Source organism: Streptomyces anandii JCM 4720 (genome assembly GCF_014650655.1).
GTDB classification, from domain to species: Bacteria; Actinomycetota; Actinomycetes; order Streptomycetales; family Streptomycetaceae; genus Streptomyces; species Streptomyces anandii.
Genome location: NZ_BMVJ01000006.1, coordinates 1 through 1,576, shown reverse-complemented (window position 1 = coordinate 1,576; position 1,576 = coordinate 1). Strand labels below are relative to the sequence as shown.

Genomic DNA, 1,576 nt, shown 5'->3' with positions numbered 1-1,576 from the left:
GTCATCTACCGGGCGGCCGGCGAGGGCAACGAGGTCGGCGGCGACTTCTACGACCTCTTCCCCATCCGCGACGGGGCCTACGGCTTCGCCATCGGCGACGTCTGCGGCACCGGCCCCGAGGCCGCCGCCGTCACCGGCCTCGCCCGGCACGCCCTGCGCCTGCTCGCCCGCGAGGGCTTCGGCGGCCCGGCCGTGCTGGAGCGCCTCAACTCCGCGATCCTCGACGAGGGCGCCCGCAGCCGCTTCCTCACCCTCCTCTACGGCGAGCTGTGGCCGCAGGAGGACGGCAGCGCCCGCCTCAAGGTGGTGTGCGCCGGCCATCCGCTGCCGCTGCGACTGCGCCAGGACGGCACGGTCGAACCGGCCGCCGAACCCCAGCCGCTCCTCGGCGTCATGGAGGACCTGGACCTCTACGAGCAGACGGTCACCCTGGACCCGGGCGACGTGCTGCTGTGCGTCACGGACGGCGTCACCGAGCGCCGTGAGGGCACCCGCATGCTCGGCGACGACGGCCTCGCCGACGTCCTCACCACCTGCACCGGGCTGACGGCGGGCGCGGTGGCGGCACGCATCATGCGCGCGGTGGAGCGCTTCGCGTCGGACGCGCCCTCGGACGACATGGCGATCCTCGCGATGCGGGTCCCCGAGATCCAGGCGCAGTGACCCGCCCCGGAAACACGAAAAACCCCGCCCATGAGGGCGGGGTTTTCTGCTGGAGCCCCCAAACGGAATCGAACCGTTGACCTTCTCCTTACCATGGAGACGCTCTACCGACTGAGCTATAGGGGCCGGTCGCCTTTTCGGGGCTTCCCCCTCGGCAACGGAATAGATCATACCCCGAACACGGCCGTGCTCCCAACCACGATCGGTCCACCGAGCGCGTTGCACGCGGACACGATCCGCTGCATCTCGCGCCGCGTCAGCGAGGCGTCCACCGGCAGTGCCAGGGTCTCCTCGGCGGCCCGCTCGGTCTCCGGCAGGGACACGCACCGCCGGAACTCCGGCAGCCGGTGCACGGGTGTCTTCACCGGTACGCGGCAGTCAACTCCCCTGGCTCGCAGGGCCCGTGCGAAGGCGTCCCGGTCGGGCCGGCCATTGCCGGGCACCCGGACCACGTACTGCTGGTAGGTGTGCCCGTCACCGCCGTCCGGGGTGCGCACGCCTCTCAACTTCGCGTCCAGATAGGCGGCCCGCTCCCGGCGCTGGGCCGATTCCTCGTACGGCGCCTCCAACTCGCCCTGTTCCAGCACCAGCAGCCCGTGCCGCCGCCCCGCCTCGCGCAGCGCGCCGACATGCGCGGTCCGGCCGAACCGGTGGACGGCAACGACAGCCGCCGTGCGCGGAGTCACGGCCGCTTCGGCGCAAGAGACGTCGAGGCAGTACGTGACGGGGTCTATGTCGGCGAACACCGGCATCGCGCCGACCTGGACGACGGCCTCGGCGACCTCGACGTTCCCGAAGGCCGGCACGACGACCTCGTCGCCGGCTCCGACTCCGGCGGCCCTGAGCATGGCAGCAGTACCCATGGAGCGGATGCTGGCCGGGCGATGTGAACGTCAAGTGACCGCAAAAAGAA

2 protein-coding genes and 1 tRNA gene are annotated in these 1,576 nt (G+C 71.5%); 1 reads left to right on the top strand and 2 read right to left on the bottom strand.

Going from position 1 to position 1,576, the window contains the following annotated elements:
- Positions 1-663, top strand: a 663-nt coding sequence (locus IE249_RS37085) for a PP2C family protein-serine/threonine phosphatase (RefSeq protein ID WP_229858315.1), incomplete at its 5' end; no start/stop codon positions are given.
- Positions 664-713: 50 nt separating this feature from the next.
- Here IE249_RS37085 and IE249_RS12845 read toward each other — a convergent pair.
- Positions 714-789, bottom strand: a tRNA-Thr gene (locus tag IE249_RS12845).
- Positions 790-830: 41 nt separating this feature from the next.
- Positions 831-1,511, bottom strand: coding sequence for a DegT/DnrJ/EryC1/StrS family aminotransferase (locus IE249_RS12840; RefSeq protein WP_189705206.1), 681 nt, complete (start codon positions 1,509-1,511; stop codon positions 831-833).
- Positions 1,512-1,576 lie beyond the last annotated feature (65 nt).

Bases quoted from the DNA above. Each gene is read 5' to 3' on its own strand.
- IE249_RS12840 (WP_189705206.1), bottom strand. From the start codon at position 1,511: ATGCTCAGGGCCGCCGGAGTCGGAGCCGGCGACGAGGTCGTCGTGCCG.